Source organism: Desulfatiferula olefinivorans, from assembly GCF_054657895.1.
On the sequence record NZ_BAAHXV010000004.1, the window covers coordinates 57,490 to 74,287 of the forward strand.

Here is a 16,798-nt window from a genome sequence, read left to right on the forward strand (position 1 = left end):
AGGAAACAACGGTATGATGAAAAAACGTCTATCAACCCTGGGCCTTTCGTGTCTGATGCTGATCGGGGCCGTCTGCCTGGTGACGGCCGCTCCGTCGAAGATCGAGGACATGAGCCATAAAGGCGGGAAAATCGGTGCATATCATGCGCTGTTGTTCGGTATCGACACCTATCAGGATGCCGCGATTCCCGGAGTGAAATCATCGTCCAAGGGGGCCGCGGAACTGGCGGCCGTTCTCCGGCAGAACTACGGGTTCAACACGGACCTGATCGTCAACGGCAAAGCCACCGGTGAGGCCGTGGTCAGCGCCATCCAGCTTCTTTCCAAGCAGGTGGGGCTCAACGACACGGTGATCATTTATTTTTCCGGACGGGGCGAGGTGGATCCGTCCGGCAATCAGGGGTACTGGTACCCCGTTGATGCCAAATCCGGCGACGTGTCCACCTACGTGAAAAACGAAACCATCCAGAACCTGATCCGGGATATGAATGCCAACGATATCCTTCTCATCTCGGATTCAAGCTACGCGGACACCTTCTTCGGATCGGCCCACAAACTTCCCGGCGAATTCACCGCCGACTATTACCTGGATCTGTACAACCGGCAGAGTCGATGGGGAATCACCTCGGGAACGGACGGTTCCAAAGAGAACGGGATCAGCACCTTTACGGATCGGATCATCCAGGTGCTGAAGAGCAATGAGAAACCCCATTTCGCCCTTCAGGAACTGTATGAAAAAATCAAGGGTGACATACGGAAAGCCAGTGTCCGGCCCCCGCGCTGCCGATCACTGAGAAGTACAGGTGACCAGGGTGGAGAGCCGGTGTTTGTGCTGGTGCCCTCGGTTCTCGAAAAACTGGCCGCCGCCAAAGACGCCCAGGCCAAGCCCGGTGACAAAGCGGTGCCCAAGGACAAACCGGTCGGCGAGACCACCCTTGCCCTCACCGTCAACATTCCCGGGGCCGAGGTGATCATGGACGGTGTGCCGCTGGGCAAGGCCCCCATTGCCAAAACGGCCGTCACACCGGGAATGCACCAGCTTGAAATCAGCCGTGAGGGCTATGTGACGGTACGGAAGAATGTGCTTGTCAAACGGGGAACCTCCGTGCCCGTGACGGTGGATCTGGTCAAGGAGGAAGTCAAATCCACCAAGGGCAACCTGATGGTCACGGTCGCTCCGGACAACGCAGAGGTCCGCATCGTCAATCTGAACGCGGCCTATGCCCCGGGAATGCTGATCGAAAGCGGCACCTACACCCTGGAGATAACGGCGCCGTTTTGTGAGAAACTGACCCGGGAGGTGACGGTCAAGCCAAGGGAAACCAACAGTTTTTCATTCAAACTGGACTTCGCCAAATCCATCAGCCATAAGACCCTCGGCAATTTTGTGCTGATCAATCCCGGTTCCTTTGTCATGGGAAGTCCCGACACTGAATCGGTCATGCGCAACGACAACGAAAAACAGCACAAGGTGACCTTCTCCCGTCGCATTTACATGCAGGAAAAGGAGGTGACCCTTTCCCAGTGGCGGGCCTTCATCAAATCGGCCAACTACAAAACCGAAGCCGAGGCCGGTGAAGGGGCCCACATCCTGGTGGATTACAACTGGGAAAAGGATACCGAGTACAACTGGGGCATTCCCGGTTTTACCCAGAACGACAAGCATCCCGTGGTTTGTGTGTCCTGGAACGATACCCAGGCCTTTATCAAGTGGATGAACAAGAACAGCAAGGACGGCCTGACGTTCCGTCTGCCCACCGAAGCGGAATGGGAATATGCCTGCCGGGCGGGCACCACCGACCGGTTCTCCTACGGTCCCTGCCTGTCGCGGGATCAGGCGAATTTCGACGGAAACGCCAAGTGGGAAAACTGCCCCGTGGGTCCGAGCAGCACCTCGACCATGGAGGTTGGACAGTTCCCGCCCAACGCCTGGGGATTGTATGACATGCACGGCAATGTGATGGAATGGTGCCAGGATTGGCTGGGCAACTATCCGGACGGTGATGCCGCCGATCCCAAGGGCCCGGGCTCGGGAACCGCCAAAGTGGTTCGCGGCGGCGGCTGGACCAGTTATTCCTACAACTCCCGGTCCGCCAAGCGCTTCAGCCGCAGCCCCAATGCCAGCTATAGCGATATGGGGTTCAGGCTGGTTATCGAACCCTGATAGTTTGTCGGTTGCATGAACAAAAAAAGGCCCCCGTTTCGGGGGCCTTTTTTGTTTTGGGCGCGGCTCTTCCTTTTCGTACCCTTGTGGTTGGACAGTTAAACCACCCGGTCGCTGCGGTCCCTGCAGAGTACGAAGGACACGAAAAAAAATGGATCGGTCATTGGCATGCCACAGCCTGACGCCGTGTGCCATGCCTTGGGCATGGTTTTGTTCTCTCTGTTCGTTAACGCTCGCTGAAGATCGAAAGGCACGTTGGGGGAAGGTCAATTTTGTTTTTTCTGGTTATGCACTTCCCTCAAGTTAGAGGTGATTTTTCAATTGTTAAACCACCCGTTCGCGTTGCTCACTGAAGGGCACGAAGAGTACGAAGAAGTACGTAAATAGTGGGCTTTTCTTCGTGATCCTTCGTGTTCTTCAGTGAGTGCAGCGAACGGGTGGTTAATAAATCTGTAGCTTTTCTCAAGGGGATAACCCCTCACCTTATAGACACATCGACAAAGCCATAACCAACCCAATGTCATTATTTTAAGACCATGATGGGCACGCTGCGTTTTGCCCATCCTACGGGGTGTCGCCTGGGGATGCCTCTTTTCTAAGGGTCATTCAAGGTGTCGATTTAATACTTACCGAATTCTGTGTCATCAAGCCGGATGACGGTTTCCGGCAGAGGGCCGGGAGGGGGAGGGCCATCATGGGGGGGGCGGTGATGACGGGAGCGCGCCGGTGTCTGGGGCCGTCCTTCGGGGAGTTCAAGGGGACGTCCGGGAACCTGCGGTTTCAATTGGAAAATACCCAGAATGTTCCGGGCCTGGCGGGCCTGGGTGGACAGCTCTTCGGCCGCCGTGGAGGTCTCTTCGGCATGGGCCGTGTTCTGGCGGGTGGCATCGTCGATGTATGACAGGCTTTTGTTGACCTGGGAAATGCTCTGGGCCTGTTCGTTGCTGGCGTCGGCGATGTCGCCGACCAGGCCGGCCACCTGACTGATGGATTCGTTCATGGCGGTCAGCGCTTCGGCGGTTTTTTCAGCGATCTGACTGCCGCCTTCCACACGCTTGACGGAGTTTTCGATGAGCTGGGTGGTGTTCTGGGCCGCTTTGGCGCTCAAGGCCGCCAGGTTTCGGACCTCCTGAGCCACCACCGCGAAGCCTTTGCCGTGTTTTCCGGCCCGGGCCGCTTCCACCGCCGCGTTCAGGGCCAAAAGGTTGGTCTGGAAGGCGATGGAATCGATGGTCTGGATGATCTTGGAGATTTCCCGGCTGGATTCGCTGATCGAATCCATGGCCTGCATCATCTTGTTCATCTTCTCAACCCCGTTCTGGCTGGCGTTGCGGGCCATGTTGGCCAGCTCCCTGGCCTGGAAGGCATTCTGGGCGTTGGCGCGGGTCTGGGCCCCGATTTGTGCCATGGTGGCCACGGTCTCCTCGATGGAGGCGGCCTGGTTGGAGGCACTTTCCGTCAGGGAGGTGCTTGAGTCAAGCACCTGATGGGATCCCGCATCGACCTGTTCGGCCGTGGCCAAAAGGTCGCTGACGATGCTGTTCAGGTTGTCGATCATCCGGATCAGGGCCGCACCGAGTTCATCCTTGTCCGAGGCCATGGGCAGATCGATTTCAAGATTGCCCCGTGCGATGTCCGAGGCGGCCCGGGCCTTGATTTTCAATTCGTCGGTGACGGCGTTCAAGGCTGCGCTCATGCGCCCGATTTCATCGACCCCTTCGGGCAGGCGCAGTGAAAGATCTCCGGTTTTCAGAACGGCGGCGAAATCGGCGATCCGGTAGACCGGCCGGATAATGTAGCGACTCATGCTGACAAACAGGGTGATCAGCAGTGCGAGGTTGGTGAACAGGTTGGCGATGGCGATGGTGATCATGGACTGTCGGAGCTCCTGTTCGACGAATCGCTTGGTGGTATAGAGAGTCACGGTGCCCAGCACCGTTTTGTTGTGAATGATATCGATGGTTTTCACCATGTGGTTTCCGGCAATGGGCTCCCGGGCCGGAATGATGCTGCCGTCGGAATCCTTCATTTTTCCGGCGAGAATCGCCTCCCGGCCCTGTTCCTTGACCAGGATGGCGAAGGTGTTTTTCGCCCGCATCTCCGAGACGATGGCGTCATCCATCTGCTGGTCGTCAAAATCCCAGAGGGGAGAGGCCAGGGTGGTGGCGATGCGGACGGCGGTCTGCTCGGCGTCGATGCCCAGGGTCCTTATTTTCGCTCTGCTGTCCATGCGGTACTGAACCACGCCGTAAATGCCTAAAATCAGCGTGGTCACACTGATCAGAATGATCGCCAGCTTGGTCTGAATGCTTTGGTGCCATTTGATGTTCATCGTATGCGTCTCGTGGTTCAATGCATGGGGGCAGAACTGCGTGCGAACGCACAAATCTGCCGGGATGACGACAGGATGTCGCGGGATCGGTGTCCAAAAACGTGTCAGATGGACTTAGGATACAAAAAACAGGCGGTTATGTCAACGCATCTGTTCGTTTTGAAAGGCAAAGAGCGGTTTCGATAACCGAGAAAACATGCTCCGGAGTCAGGCCGAAGGAAGGGTCCCGGTTGTCCCTGTCCGGGTTGTGAAGATGATGGTGGGTCGGGAAAATGCCGGCCGGTGACCAGCAGCGGGGGTCCGTCGGTCCGAACACGGAAAAGGTGGTGACGCCGAAGGCCGTCGAACAGTGATTCACGGCGTTGTCGTTGCAGACCAAAAGGGTTGCGTTTTCAAGGATGGCCCCCAGCTGTTGGAACGTGGTTGGCGGGGCAGGAATCACAGGTCGTTTAGCCAGTGAGGCGACGCGCAGGGCGTCGTCTTTTTCGTCGGGACCCCAGACCACAAGGGACCGGAATCCATGATGATCGGCCATCATGTCCGCGACTTTGGCGAAACAGTCCGCCGGCCATTTTTTAACGGGAAACCGGCTGCCCGGAGACAGGACCAGGGTTCGTTCCGGGGAAAATCCCTGATCCCTGAGGAAACCCTTCATGGCGTTCCGGTCGGCCTCGGATATGGGAATGGTCAGATGACACGACCTTTCGACCATGCCCAGGGGCTTTAAGATGTCGAATTTCTGCTGACCGCTGTATCGGGCCGGACCGAAACGGGCGTGGATGTTGTAAAGAAAATTCAGGTTGTTGCGGTCGTCGGTGTAGCCGACGCGGTAGGGCGCGCCGGTGATGAATGCAAGGATCTGCGAGCTGGGCATGTTCTGCTGGTCGATGACCAGGTCGAATTTCTCCCGGCGGAGGCGACGAAACATTTTCAATCGTTCGATGAGGTACCTAAGGCCCGATTGTTTCGGGATCACGATCAGTTCATCGATGTAGGGATGGTCGCTGACGATCTTCTGGTAGGGCGCCTTCATCAGGTAATACAGACGGGCTTTGGGGTAGCGGGCTTTGAGCGCCTTGAAATAGGCGGTGGTCAGAAACACGTCCCCGAAGGGCTGGAGCTGGATCACCAAAATCTTCCGGATGGTCCGGTGTCTGATTCTCATGCCTTGGTTTTGTAGTCCACGTACTGTTTTTCTTCGACCAGCTCGGAATTGTACGCGAGGTTGATCCGTTTCTTGATGTCGGCCCGCTCGTCGTTGGTGATGTAGACGCTGCGCGCCAGTTCGATGAACTCGGCGTCGAAGGCGTTTTGGGCCTCCTTGATCCGGATTTTGTCCTCGATGTCCCAGAGCGCGAGGTTGACGGCCTTGAGCGATGTGAATTCAGGCGAATCCAGGGAAATGCCGCAGGCGGTCATCGGTTCGAGAAGGATGTCGTATTCCTTCCGGATGTTTGCGCGTTTTGCCGGATCACTGATTTTTTCGAGTTTGATCGAAAGGATGCTGACCTTGTCGACCAGCTCTCCGGTGGAAATGTCTATTTTCATCGGACGTCCTATTGTCAAATGGCGGGTATCATCCCGTGAATGCACTGTTTTTTGAGGTCGGACTATAAAGTCTCGTCAGGAGGATGTCAAGACCAATGTCGTCGGGGCAAAGGGCAATCGCATGTAGGATCTTTTTCCTGGGGGAGGGATTCATGCCGTTCACGTTTACGGTTACGATCACGAGCACGTTCATGACAAATCCTTCCAGAATGCTTTTTATCGGTGTCCGTCCTGATTTTTCCGGTTGATCGGAACTGAATTTAAACGTATGGTGCCTTGATCCGATAACGAAACCGACGATACGTGGACCATGATGACGACGCCTGAACGCATACTGATTATCCGGCTTTCCGCCCTGGGGGATGTGGTGCATACCCTGGCCTTTGTGAACCGCCTCAGAGCGGCCAAACCCGATGCCCATATCACCTGGATCCTTCAGCCCCTGACCCATGACCTGGTCCGGCACCAGACCAATGTGGACCGCTTTGTGGTGTTTGACCGAAAAGGCGGTTTCGGGGCCTTCCGGGCCGTCTGGAACACGCTGGGAAACGAGGTTTTTGACACGGTGTTCATGCTCCAGGTCAGTTTGAAGGCCGGCCTGATTTCTCTGGGGGTCAAAAGCCGGGTCAAGCTGGGATTTGATTTCCGGCGGTCCCGGGAAGGGCAGTGGCTGTTTTCCAACCGGCGGATTCCCCACCGCCCGCCGGGCCATGTGCTTGATCAGTTTTTTGAATTTCTGGACGACCAGAAGGTTCCCGCCTGTCCCCTGGACTGGCATATCGACGTGACCGAGGAAGAGAGGGCCTTTCAGCGCTCTTTTTTCAAGGGCATCGGGCGCCCCGTGGTCTCGTTTGTCATCGCCTCGTCCAATCCTGAAAAAGACTGGCACGCCGAAGGCTATGCCCGGGTGATCGATGCGGTGGATGCCGAACTGAACCTTCAGCCGATGATTGTGGGCGGCCCCAGTGCCCATGAGCGGGATCTTGCGGAGACGATCTGCGCGATGTGCCGGACCCGGCCCATCCTCGCCCTTGAAAAACCCGTGAGGCACACCCTGCTCCAACTGGCCGGATCGGCCGTGGTGGTGGCCCCGGACACCGGCCCCATGCACATGGCCGTGGCCCTTTCCGTGCCCACCGTGGCCTTGTACGGCTTCACCGACCCCCGTCGTTGCGGTCCTTACGTCCGGTTCCAGGACCTTCTGATCGACGCCTATAACCGTCCCGGTGAGACGCCCGGCACCATCACCCGCAAGACCCGGCCCGGCCGGATGGCGACCATCACCGCCGAGGAGGTCCTCGCCAAAATCCGTTATGCCATAGAGACCTACGGCGTGTCGGGAACCACCGGACAGGCGGCGTCTCCGGCGGATTGATTCAGGTTTTTGGAGAGACGGCCTATCTTAGGTTAACCACCCGTTCGCGTTGCTCACTGAAGGACATGAAGAGCACGAAGAAGGTCGTAAAGAGTGGTTTTTTCTCCGTGTCTTGGTGCCTCTGTGAGAGACCTTAAACCGGCTTTCCCGAAGGGAAGCCGGTTTTTTGATTTCTCACGGAGACACAAAGTCACGGAGAGGGCGTCGTGTGCTTGAACGGCGCGTTTTCTTCGGACTTTGGGGCGTGTAGAAGACGACAGGATTGATCTGAGATCAATCCACTGAGATTCTTACAGAAGCAGTTTTTTGTTTTTCTTCGTGGTCCTTCGTGACCTTCAGTGAGCGCAGCGAACGGGTGGTCAACAAACGCCCGGCTTTTCCCCATCAAAGCCATATTGAGCCCGTCAGACCATGATGGGAACGCGTTGCTTTGCCCATCAATTGAACAACGTGAATATGTGTGTCACCCATTGATCGGATCATTGGCCGAGCAGCTTCTGTGCAAACAGCTCCCCCATGGCCGGCGGGAGGGCGTGTTTTTTGACGGCCCGTTGCCAGCGCCGGGCGATGAGGCGGGTGAGCTTCTTTTTTGACAGGCGGCTGTCGCAGGCTTTGTCGAAGTCGATGAGGTACACGGTGCCCGACTCGTCGACCAGGACGTTGCCCGGGTGGAGGTCCACGTGGTGGATGTGGTGTTCGATCAGGCGTTTCGCGTGATCGGCGGCCGTTTGAAGGGCGGTAATCCCTGCGGTTTCGTCGTCATGGAACAGCTCGATCAGGGATCGGTTGTTTTCGATGGTCCGGGTGATCAGAAAGGCCCGGTAGAACATGCTTCCCCGGATGGCCCAGATGAGCGGTTCGGGGCAGGGGATGCCCAGATTGCGTACCTTTTCGAGCATCTCGTATTCCAGGCGGGGCCGGGGTTTTCCCGATCTGAAAAAAGCGTCGCGGGACAGATGTCGCATAAGCCCCCCGCGTTTGTAGTATTTGATGATCACCGGGCCTTCGTTGTCAAGGTGGGTCACGGCTACCTGGGCCCGTCCTCCCAGAATGTCCTCGCCGTCCATGGGCGGTTTTTCAAACAGGCGGATCAACCTGTCTCGGGTCGCAGAATCCAGATCAAGGCAGGTGCCGAACTGATAGGGGAAGTATCGGATGATTCGTGTCATGTCATTTCCATGAGGTCATTGACGGCGTTGATTACGTCGCTTGCGGACAAATCGTTCATGCAGGCGCCGGTGCCTAAGGGGCATCGCCTTTGGCCGTGACGGCTGCAGGGCCTGCAGGAAAGGTCTTTTTCGACCACCCGGGCCCGGTTCTGCCAGGGACCGAATCCGAAGGACGGGGAGGTGGCACAGAAGATCGCCACCGTGGGAATTTTGAAGGCCGAGGCCATGTGAAGGGACATGCTGTCGTTGCAGACCACAAGGCGCGCGTTTTTTACGATGTAAAGGGCGTCGGACACGCTGGTTTTTCCGGCCAGATCGACGGCCGCCGTACCGTCGGCCACCCTGGCGTTGGTCTCCCGGTCTTCGGGCGCGCCGAGAAGGAGGACCGGAAACCCTTTTTCCATCAGATAAAGGGCCGTCTTTCGGAATCCCTGGTGATGCCACATCTTGGTTTCCCAGGCGCTGCCCGGTACCAGAACGGCGTAGGGGCCATCGGGGACAAGGCGTTGAACGGCTTCAGTCAGCTCTGCCCTTTCCGGTGCGAACAGGCGAAGGGCGGTGGAGAAGGACTCGGGCTCGCCATGGCCCCGTAAAATGGTGAGGTTGCGCAGCACATCGTGGTCGTTGGGATTCCGGGCGAAGGTCTGATGGTACATGAACCGGAGACGGGCCTCGCGAAAGCCGATGCGCAGGGGAATCGTCGCAAGAGTGAGAAGGGCCGCGGTCCGGTAGGACCGGTGCAGGGAGTAGACTCGGTCAAAGCCCATGGCCCGAAGGTGTCTGGCCATGGCAAACAGCCCGGAAAACCCCTTGTCCTTCCCCCTTTTGTCGTAGGCGATCACCCCTTTAAGCAGGGGGTCCCGACGGACCAGATGGGTCGAAAGGGGCGTGGTCATCATCCACAGTTCGGCCTCCGGATAAACCTGTTTGATGCCGGCGATGACCGGGGTGGACAAAATGGTGTCCCCGAGAAAGCTGGTTTGAACGATCAGAATTTTCATGACGCCGTGACCGCCTTCAGACTCGCTCACGCCCCGCCCGATCGGATCAGGGTGTCGAAATATTCGATGGTTTTCACCAGGCCCTCCTTGAGGGGCACCCGGGGTTCCCAGTCGAGCAGGTCTTTGGCCAGGGTGATATCGGGTTTGCGCTGCTTCGGGTCATCCTGGGGCAGGGGCTCGAAACGCAGTTCCGATGATGATCCGGTCATCTCGATGATCTGCCGGGTCAACTCAAGGATGGTGAATTCGCCGGGATTGCCGAGATTCACCGGTCCGGTGACCGTATCGGGCGAGTTCATCAGGCGGACGAACCCCTCGATCAGGTCGTCCACATAGCAGAAGGATCGGGTCTGGGAGCCCTCGCCGTAGACGGTGATGGGCTTGCCGGTCAGGGCCTGGACGATGAAGTTTGACACCACGCGGCCGTCGTTGGGATGCATGCGCGGGCCGTAGGTGTTGAAAATCCGGGCCACTTTGATGTTCAGGTTGTGCTGGCGGCGGTAGTCGAAGAACAGGGTTTCGGCGCAGCGTTTTCCCTCGTCGTAACAGGACCGTGGGCCGATGCAGTTCACGTTGCCCCAGTAGCTTTCAGGCTGGGGATGGACGTCCGGGTCACCGTAGACCTCCGACGTGGACGCCTGGAAGATTTTCGCCTTGACCCGTTTGGCCAGGCCCAGCATGTTGATGGCACCGTGAACGTTGACCTTGGTGGTCTGGACCGGGTCGTTCTGGTAGTGGATGGGCGAGGCCGGGCAGGCCAGGTTATAGATTTCATCCACCTCGATATAAAGCGGAAAGGTGATGTCGTGACGGATCACCTCGAAATACGGATGGGCCAGAAGGTGGACGATGTTCTGTTTGGAGCCTGTGTAGAAATTGTCCACACAGATCACTTCGCAGCCGTCGTTGAGCAGCCTCTCACAGAGAAAGGATCCCAGAAAGCCGGCGCCGCCGGTCACCAGAACCCGTTTTCGACTATGCATAATTGTCTCCTCGAATAAGAATCGTCAATGGTTGGTCGACAGGTATCATAAACCCGCGAGGAAGGCCAGATAATTCAATACTTCACCGGAACAGGCGCCGAAACGATTTTTTATAGATTTTTTGAAGGGACCAGTCCAGCTTTCGCATCAGGTTGCCCTTGCGTTTCTGATCGATAGCCGACTCGAACAGACCGTTCATGCTGCCCTGCTCGACGATGGTCGGATGGCACCAGAAAGGGGTGACGCCGATTTGCGGGTCCATCAGGTTGAACTGGTGGTCGATGATGCGGGTGAACGGCCGGGTCGCCAGGAAATCCAGCCGCTTTTGGGCGACGGTCCGGGAAATCGAATAGGAATCGGCCGCCCGGGAGTTGGGGGCTTTGTACAGATGCCTGCCTTTTTTGATTTTGAAAAACGGCACATACATGTTGCAGGCGTTGCTGTAATAGACGGAGGCATCTTCGCCAAGACCCCGGACTTCCTCCATGCAGCGGTTGAAAATTTCTTCGAACCGTTTGTCAAGAACCACATCGTCTTCAAAGATCAGGGCATTGGCGTGTCCGCCGTCGATGAGCCTTTGCCAGGCCGTTGCATGCTTCATGTTGACGGACATGGCCACGGGCTGGTTGTGCATGCAGGGATCGAAACGGGTGGTGATGATCTCGTCGGTCAGATCCGGGATATCGTAATCGAGGATGAATTCGAAATCGATGCCGAAGCTCTTGAACTGGTCGATGATGAACCGTTCCCGATCCTCGTATCCCTGTTTGACATGCAGTACGAACACCTTGTCGATATGAAGCATAAGATTGGAATCCTTGTCGTTAGAAAAATAAATCGATGGACCGCCACGCCGGTCAGAAGGCGAACAGAACGATCAGGTTCGAGAACGCTTCCTCGTCGTCGGTTTTGTAGCCCACTTCCAGGCCCAGCTCCAGGGGAAGCATGGAAAAGAGGGTGGTCTTGGCGCGGAAGGAGCCGCCCACCACGGTGCGGGCTATGTCGGTAAAATGATCCGCGCTGAATGCCCCGTCCCATCCGGCGCCCCAGTCGGCGAACACCGTGCCCTTGAGCAGATTGACATGGAGAACGGAGAGCCCCAGGCCCCGGTCCGGGAAATGGATGGGGAAGTGATATTCCAGGGACAGAAGCAGGTTTTTGGGCAGATACAGGTCGCCTTCGGTGTCGCTGGTCGAGTAGCCCCGGGGCAGGCTGTAGTCCTTGTCGTAGGCCAGTTGCCCCCATTGTTTCTGCACGGCGATGCGGGCTTCCAGGTTGTGGTGGGAAGCGATGGAGGGTAAATACTGGCTGAATGAGACCATCGCGTTTTTACCGGACAGTTCCGAGTCGAGATCAGGCATGGTTTTTTCGTACATGAAAATAATCGACTGGCCCCAGGTGGGCAGCATGTCCCGTTCGGGGGCGTCGGGGCTGCGCTGAACCACAAGATCGGCGAAAAAGGACCGGGCCTCGTTGAAATCGTCATGGAAGGAAAGACCCCGGGTCAGGCTGTCCAGCCATTTGACCCGAAGGCCCGATGTCAGTCGGGACACGATTTCGTCGGGCACCACCCGGTTGATCATGTTGGCGGACAGGGCCAGTTCGACACCCTGTTCCTCGATCCAGTAGTCCCGCCCGGCATAGGAAATCTCGTCGGCCTCGTTGTAGATCCGGGCCAGGATGTCGGGCCGGAAGGACCGGTGGGTCAGGCTCAGGTCGTAGCCCGCGTGCTCGGAATCGAGGCCGTAGTTCACAAAGGCCGAATAGCTGTTCATGCCCACGGGGTCGCCGCCCAGGGCCCAGATGCCGATCTGGGTGTCGTCTTCGTTTGACATGATGTAGGGAATATGGAGAAAGGGCGTCAGAATCCGGGCGTAGGGCACGGGTTTGGGTGTTCCGGCAAAGGCGGGGCAGAGGCGTTCCAGATCGGGATCTGCGGGCTTGCCGCCGGGTTTGACGAAGTATTTCTGACCTTTGACCGGATCGAAGGGCAGGGTGCAGAGTCTGCGCACGCCCCGGTGCAGAGTCAGAAAGGACAGGGTCTTCCCGTCCGGTGAGATTTTCGGGCTGGTGGCGCCGTAGTCCACGGAGGTGAGCTGGTAAAGTTTTTCCTTGAGCATGTCCCAGGCGAAGATGTTCCAGATGCCCGACCGGTTGGAGGAAAACACCAGAAAGGTGCCGTCGGGTGAAAAACAGGGGTCGTTGTCCTCGAACCGGTCCGGTTCGAACAGGGTCCGGAGCTTGCCGGTCAGGGGATCGACCAGGGCGATGTCCGCGTTGGCGCCGCTTTTCACAACGCAGGCGATGGACGAATCGTCCGGAGACCAGACCGGGGCTTCAAACAGCCAGCCGGGTTGGGACACCAGGGGAAAGATATTTTTTCCCGCATCGTCGACGACGATCAGATCGGTCCACATGCCGTTGCGCCGGGCGGCCACATACTGTCCGGTGGATCGGCTGAGATCGGCGGAAAACACGTGGGCGTTTTGGGTGAGCCGGGCGCGTTTGCCGGAGGCGAGATCGAGAACGGTCAGGTCCGCGTCGATCAGATCCCCCTCACCGAGAAGGCGGGGATAATAGCCCCCGTACACCACGCCTGCCCCCCCGTTGACGGGTGAGATCCCATTGATGACATTCATGGTACCCGTTTCGACGGTCCGAAGCACAGCGAAGGTCCGGGGATCGATCTCCACAAAGGCGTTTTTCGAATCGTAGGCGGTCCGGTAGGCCATCAGGCTGCCCGCCTCCGTCCAGAAATGGGCCTCGATGTCTCCCAAAGGCTCGGCCAGGACGACCCGGGCTTCGGGGAGGACCGCCTCGTTTGCCAGATCCTTGAAGGCCTGGGCTTGTTTCTGGTAGTCGAACAGGAATTCCTGATAGAAAAGATCGGCGCTTTTGTGGGTCACGTGGCGCAGGGCTTCATCGGTAAGGCCCAAGGGATGCATGGCCTGGTATGTGCTGAGCCGTGCAAAGGCGTCCTCGCCGTAAGTCCGGGTCAGGTACTCGACCATGTGGTACCCGGCCAGGTAAAACCGGTCCCCCGGCGGCTGGTAGGGGGGATAGATCCCGGCGGCGGAAAGGTTCCACAGCCCCTCGTCCTCGCTCATCGACAGCATTTTCCCCCGGAAATAGGAACAGCGGCCCCGGCCCCCGTCGGTAAAGAGGGTTTCCGCGTTGGTGGTGACCCCTTCGATGATCCAGCCCGGTGACAGGATGTTGGTGATGGCGCTGTCACGTCCCAGATATCGGCTCAGTTTTCCGTACCAGCCCAGTTTGGTGGTGATGTGGGCGAAATGGGCGTATTCATGGGTGAACACCGCGTCCATGGCATCGGAGACGGGGCCGAACCCCCGGACGCCGGCATGGGGCGTTTCGTACAGGGAAATCCGGTTGGGAAAGGGCGAATAAAAGCCGTTGAACAGGTCCGTTCCAGGATTCAGGACCACGGGGCAGCGATCCGGAGACACGCCCAGCCAGCCCGAGACATCGGTGTAGACCTCGTCTGAAAGGGACATAACCCGGGCTGCAAAGGCTTCGTATCCCTTGGGATAGTACAGGGTGTGGTGCTCCGTTTCGATGGTCTGCCATTCCCAGCCGGGGTTGTAACGGGCCAGGGACAGGGCCGGACAGAGAAGGATGATCGTGCCAAGGACAAGGCCTCCGATGGAGAATCGTTTCATGACGGCTCCGGTTTTTTTGTGTAAAGGGACCGATAGGATAATCAATGTTCACCATACCTACACAAAGGCGGCGAAAAATTCAAACCTGAAATGCGGTTGGACGGGGTGGAAGGCGTTTTTTCAGACGATCAGGACCCCGAATCGACGGGGACGATGTAATCGGCCAGGTGGCTGGAGGTGCGCCGCATGTTCAGGCTGAGCAGGCGGGCGATACCTTTGAGGATTTTGATGCCGATTTTGGGGTGCTTGTCGAGGATGGTGTTGAACCCCTTGCGGGACAGGATCACCAGGGTGGAATTTTTCCGGGCTTTGACCGTGGCGGACCGGGCGATGTTGTCGATGATCGACATTTCACCGATGGTGCTGCCCCGGGTCAGGGTGGCGATGACGGCCCGCTGTCCGGTCGCCGACAGTTTGAGGATGTCCACGGCGCCCTCGACCACGAAACAGATGTAATCCCCGGGGTCCCCTTCCTTGAACAGAACCTTGCCCTGTTCAAATTCGAAGAAATTCATGTAATCGGCCGCAAGGCCCAGTTCCACGGGGGTCAGTTCATCGAACAGGGACATGGTGATCAGAAAATCGATGATCGTTTGTTTGACTTTGCCGGCCTGCTTTGGTTTGACATCCATATCGGTCTGATCCACATGCCTTTCGATCGGAATACGGGTGCGGGGCCGGACATACGGAGCATGATAAACCTCGGCCCATTCTTGTTTTTCACTGGGAAAACTGGTAGAAACGACAGTATTAAAATAATGAAAAAGATCGAGGATGTAAAGCTTTTCCTCCAAGGCAGACGCCTGCGGCTTCGGCCTTTCCGTTTCAACGAAGACAAAACCGGAAAAGACCTGCGATGCGCGACAGAAATTTCGACGATCTGGCCGAGAGACTGAAAACCAGGGTTTACGGGTCACCCAAGGGGCGGCTCCGCATGGATCTGTTGAAGGAGGATCTTCTTGCGGCCGTGCCCGGTATCGACGGCCCCGAGGCCCTGTCCGTGCTCGATGCCGGGGGCGGCATGGGCCAGGTCGGTGTGGAGTTGGCCCGCTTGGGGCATCGCATCGTTTTGTGCGATATTTCAAACGTCATGATCCGGGAGGCGGTTGCCCGGTTTCGAAAGGAAAAGCTCGACGACCGCTTGACCGTGGTTCACGGACCCTTTCAGGATCTGGCACGCAACCGGGACCGGTCATTTGATCTGGTGCTGTCCCATGCGGTGCTCGAATGGCTTGCCGATCCCCGGTCGGCCATCGGTGATCTGGCCGCCTGCCTTAAACCGGGGGGGCATCTGTCGTTGATGTTCTACAATCAAAACGCCCTGATCGTTCACAACGCCCTCAAGGGCAACCTGAAAAAAATCAGGGACGGGTGTTTCGCCGGGCAGAAGGGCAGCCTGACGCCCCAGAACCCCCTTTTGCCGGACCATGTTCTTTATGACCTTGCGGCGGCCGGTTTTTCCGTGGACCGGATGACCGGCATCCGTGTGTTTTACGATGCCATGCCCCACGAGGTCCGCAAGAAACTGACCTACGAGGATATTCTCGATCTGGAGAGAACCCACGGCCGCCGGGAGCCTTTTGTCCGGTTGGGCCGTTATATCCATGTGATCGCACACCATCAAGGAGGACCGACATCATGACCGATTCATTGCTTGGCGCCGTTGAATGGCTGGGACATTCGTCGTTTCGGATTCTTGGAGACCCGGTGATCTATATCGATCCCTACGGCATCGAGCCCGGCCCGCCGGCGGACCTGATTTTGATCTCCCACAGCCATTACGATCACCTGTCCCCGGAAGACGTGAAGAAAATTCAGAAGAAAGAGACCGTTATCGTCACGGAAAAAAGCGGCGCGAAAAAACTCTCCGGCGACGTGCGTGTCGTCGCACCCGGTGACACGCTGACCGTCTGCGGTGTGACCGTCGAGGCGGTCCCGGCCTACAACATCGGCAAGACCTTTCATCCGAAAAAAAACGGCTGGCTCGGTTTTGTCATCGATATTCGCGGCGAGCGGATCTATCACACCGGCGATTCGGATCTGATCCCTGAGATGAAGGCGATCCGGGCAGACATCGCCCTTCTGCCCGTGTCCGGCACCTACGTGATGACCGCGCAGGAGGCGGTGGATGCGGCCCTTCTGATCAAACCCTCCGTGGCCGTTCCCATGCATTACGGAACCCTGGTGGGAGAGGCCTCGGACGCCGAAGTGTTCAGAGACGGCCTCAGGGGAAAGATCCGTGTGGTGATCCCCGAAAAAAAATAAGGGATGCTCGAAAAAATCAAACCCCTTTGACCGGATCTGTCAAACCCCCGTGTTAATCTGGCGTCAACATCAACCTCAACAGCACGGGAGGACGACCATGACACGATCCCTTGATCAGACCGGCGACAACCATCGGGAATACCTGGAATACCACGGCAACACCAGTATTGTGAGGGTTCGGATCACGCGACGGAAGACGGTGGAACGGACCTGGCTTCTGTTCGATACCGTCGAGGAGGCCATGGAGTATTTCCATAACGCCATGGCCTGAGGCAGGCCGG

The 16,798-nt window shown here is 57.6% G+C and carries 14 protein-coding genes; 5 read left to right on the plus strand and 9 right to left on the minus strand.

Annotated features, from left to right (window positions below):
- Window positions 1-13 precede the first annotated feature (13 nt).
- Window positions 14-2,164: an SUMF1/EgtB/PvdO family nonheme iron enzyme gene (locus tag ACYQ11_RS04535; protein WP_459922560.1), complete on the plus strand. Its 2,151-nt coding sequence runs from the start codon at window positions 14-16 to the stop codon at window positions 2,162-2,164.
- A 619-nt stretch (window positions 2,165-2,783) separates the two neighbouring features.
- Here ACYQ11_RS04535 and ACYQ11_RS04540 read toward each other — a convergent pair.
- The 3 genes from ACYQ11_RS04540 to ACYQ11_RS04550 all read right to left on the minus strand — a co-directional run bounded on the left by ACYQ11_RS04540 (window position 2,784) and on the right by ACYQ11_RS04550 (window position 6,044).
- Window positions 2,784-4,496, minus strand: a complete 1,713-nt coding sequence (locus ACYQ11_RS04540; RefSeq protein WP_459922561.1) for a methyl-accepting chemotaxis protein — start codon at window positions 4,494-4,496, stop codon at window positions 2,784-2,786.
- A gap of 136 nt (window positions 4,497-4,632) precedes the next feature.
- Complete coding sequence (locus ACYQ11_RS04545) at window positions 4,633-5,661, minus strand: glycosyltransferase family 9 protein (protein WP_459922562.1); 1,029 nt, start codon at window positions 5,659-5,661, stop codon at window positions 4,633-4,635.
- On the minus strand, window positions 5,658-6,044 hold the full coding sequence (locus ACYQ11_RS04550) for a DUF6165 family protein (protein WP_459922563.1): 387 nt from the start codon (window positions 6,042-6,044) through the stop codon (window positions 5,658-5,660). The genes ACYQ11_RS04545 and ACYQ11_RS04550 overlap by 4 nt, the downstream gene beginning before the upstream one ends.
- A gap of 310 nt (window positions 6,045-6,354) precedes the next feature.
- Between ACYQ11_RS04550 and ACYQ11_RS04555 the strand changes: the two genes are divergently transcribed.
- Window positions 6,355-7,419: a glycosyltransferase family 9 protein gene (locus ACYQ11_RS04555; protein WP_459922564.1), complete on the plus strand. Its 1,065-nt coding sequence runs from the start codon at window positions 6,355-6,357 to the stop codon at window positions 7,417-7,419.
- Between the two features lie 479 nt (window positions 7,420-7,898).
- On the opposite strand, the gene ACYQ11_RS04560 is transcribed toward ACYQ11_RS04555, so the two are convergent.
- The 6 genes from ACYQ11_RS04560 to ACYQ11_RS04585 all read right to left on the minus strand — a co-directional run bounded on the left by ACYQ11_RS04560 (window position 7,899) and on the right by ACYQ11_RS04585 (window position 14,884).
- Window positions 7,899-8,588: a lipopolysaccharide kinase InaA family protein gene (locus ACYQ11_RS04560; RefSeq protein ID WP_459922565.1), complete on the minus strand. Its 690-nt coding sequence runs from the start codon at window positions 8,586-8,588 to the stop codon at window positions 7,899-7,901.
- A complete protein-coding gene (gene waaF, locus ACYQ11_RS04565; RefSeq protein WP_459922566.1) occupies window positions 8,585-9,589 on the minus strand; it encodes a lipopolysaccharide heptosyltransferase II in 1,005 nt (334 codons plus the stop codon). Before waaF ends, ACYQ11_RS04560 begins: the two co-directional genes overlap by 4 nt.
- A gap of 26 nt (window positions 9,590-9,615) precedes the next feature.
- On the minus strand, window positions 9,616-10,572 hold the full coding sequence (locus tag ACYQ11_RS04570; RefSeq protein WP_459922567.1) for a UDP-glucuronic acid decarboxylase family protein: 957 nt from the start codon (window positions 10,570-10,572) through the stop codon (window positions 9,616-9,618).
- 82 nt (window positions 10,573-10,654) lie between these two features.
- Window positions 10,655-11,377, minus strand: coding sequence for a glycosyltransferase family 25 protein (locus tag ACYQ11_RS04575; RefSeq protein WP_459922568.1), 723 nt, complete (start codon window positions 11,375-11,377; stop codon window positions 10,655-10,657).
- 52 nt (window positions 11,378-11,429) lie between these two features.
- Complete coding sequence (locus ACYQ11_RS04580; RefSeq protein WP_459922569.1) at window positions 11,430-14,252, minus strand: hypothetical protein; 2,823 nt, start codon at window positions 14,250-14,252, stop codon at window positions 11,430-11,432.
- Between the two features lie 128 nt (window positions 14,253-14,380).
- Window positions 14,381-14,884 carry a cyclic nucleotide-binding domain-containing protein gene (locus ACYQ11_RS04585; RefSeq protein ID WP_459922570.1) on the minus strand — a complete coding sequence of 168 codons (504 nt, stop codon included), beginning with the start codon at window positions 14,882-14,884 and terminating at the stop codon, window positions 14,381-14,383.
- A 224-nt stretch (window positions 14,885-15,108) separates the two neighbouring features.
- Between ACYQ11_RS04585 and ACYQ11_RS04590 the strand changes: the two genes are divergently transcribed.
- The 3 genes from ACYQ11_RS04590 (at window position 15,109) to ACYQ11_RS04600 (ending at window position 16,788) form a co-directional block, all read left to right on the plus strand.
- Entirely contained in the window at window positions 15,109-15,894 is a 786-nt protein-coding gene (locus ACYQ11_RS04590) for a methyltransferase domain-containing protein (protein ID WP_459922571.1), read from the plus strand.
- The gene (locus ACYQ11_RS04595) at window positions 15,891-16,517 is read left to right on the plus strand and encodes an MBL fold metallo-hydrolase (RefSeq protein WP_459922572.1); all 627 of its coding nucleotides are present in this window, start codon (window positions 15,891-15,893) and stop codon (window positions 16,515-16,517) included. Before ACYQ11_RS04590 ends, ACYQ11_RS04595 begins: the two co-directional genes overlap by 4 nt.
- 97 nt (window positions 16,518-16,614) lie before the next feature.
- Complete coding sequence (locus ACYQ11_RS04600) at window positions 16,615-16,788, plus strand: hypothetical protein (protein WP_459922573.1); 174 nt, start codon at window positions 16,615-16,617, stop codon at window positions 16,786-16,788.
- Window positions 16,789-16,798 lie beyond the last annotated feature (10 nt).

Bases quoted from the DNA above. Each gene is read 5' to 3' on its own strand.
- ACYQ11_RS04535 (WP_459922560.1), top strand. From the start codon at position 14: ATGATGAAAAAACGTCTATCAACCCTGGGCCTTTCGTGTCTGATGCTG.
- ACYQ11_RS04540 (WP_459922561.1), bottom strand. From the start codon at position 4,496: ATGAACATCAAATGGCACCAAAGCATTCAGACCAAGCTGGCGATCATT.
- ACYQ11_RS04545 (WP_459922562.1), bottom strand. From the start codon at position 5,661: ATGAGAATCAGACACCGGACCATCCGGAAGATTTTGGTGATCCAGCTC.
- ACYQ11_RS04550 (WP_459922563.1), bottom strand. From the start codon at position 6,044: ATGAAAATAGACATTTCCACCGGAGAGCTGGTCGACAAGGTCAGCATC.
- ACYQ11_RS04555 (WP_459922564.1), top strand. From the start codon at position 6,355: ATGATGACGACGCCTGAACGCATACTGATTATCCGGCTTTCCGCCCTG.
- ACYQ11_RS04560 (WP_459922565.1), bottom strand. From the start codon at position 8,588: ATGACACGAATCATCCGATACTTCCCCTATCAGTTCGGCACCTGCCTT.
- waaF (WP_459922566.1), bottom strand. From the start codon at position 9,589: ATGAAAATTCTGATCGTTCAAACCAGCTTTCTCGGGGACACCATTTTG.
- ACYQ11_RS04570 (WP_459922567.1), bottom strand. From the start codon at position 10,572: ATGCATAGTCGAAAACGGGTTCTGGTGACCGGCGGCGCCGGCTTTCTG.
- ACYQ11_RS04575 (WP_459922568.1), bottom strand. From the start codon at position 11,377: ATGCTTCATATCGACAAGGTGTTCGTACTGCATGTCAAACAGGGATAC.
- ACYQ11_RS04580 (WP_459922569.1), bottom strand. From the start codon at position 14,252: ATGAAACGATTCTCCATCGGAGGCCTTGTCCTTGGCACGATCATCCTT.
- ACYQ11_RS04585 (WP_459922570.1), bottom strand. From the start codon at position 14,884: ATGGATGTCAAACCAAAGCAGGCCGGCAAAGTCAAACAAACGATCATC.
- ACYQ11_RS04590 (WP_459922571.1), top strand. From the start codon at position 15,109: ATGCGCGACAGAAATTTCGACGATCTGGCCGAGAGACTGAAAACCAGG.
- ACYQ11_RS04595 (WP_459922572.1), top strand. From the start codon at position 15,891: ATGACCGATTCATTGCTTGGCGCCGTTGAATGGCTGGGACATTCGTCG.
- ACYQ11_RS04600 (WP_459922573.1), top strand. From the start codon at position 16,615: ATGACACGATCCCTTGATCAGACCGGCGACAACCATCGGGAATACCTG.